1 protein-coding gene is annotated in these 321 nt (G+C 29.3%); it reads left to right on the forward strand.

Going from position 1 to position 321, the window contains the following annotated elements; translation table 11 throughout:
- Window positions 1–320 (forward strand): hypothetical protein (locus ACHRV0_RS21655; protein ID WP_395442522.1); only part of this gene is annotated, 320 nt, incomplete at its 5' end.
- Window position 321 lies beyond the last annotated feature (1 nt).

Below are 321 nucleotides of genomic sequence, written 5' to 3' on the forward strand. Positions count from 1 at the left end.
CTCAAATTGTACTACCAAAAAATCTAGAGAGCCTATTTATTGAATTTCAAAACAAATATGGCAATAATGTATTTCTTACTGTAGGAATGGATAAAGTTTCGGAAAATAAACCATACACATTTGGAAGAATATGGCTTGAAAATTTTAAGGAAAAAATTGAAATAATGAAATTCAGAGCAGCAAAATTAAATGTCGAAAAGACAAGAAAAAAGAAATATGAAGTTTCAAAGTATACTTTACCTAAAGATTTCGTATTTCCTAAATGGGAAGGCAGAGAACCTCTTGAGTTTCCAGAGTTAGATTACTGGCAGGAAAAATAAT

It is taken from the genome of Flavobacterium sp. FlaQc-30, assembly GCF_044005885.1.
Classification (GTDB): domain Bacteria; phylum Bacteroidota; class Bacteroidia; order Flavobacteriales; family Flavobacteriaceae; genus Flavobacterium.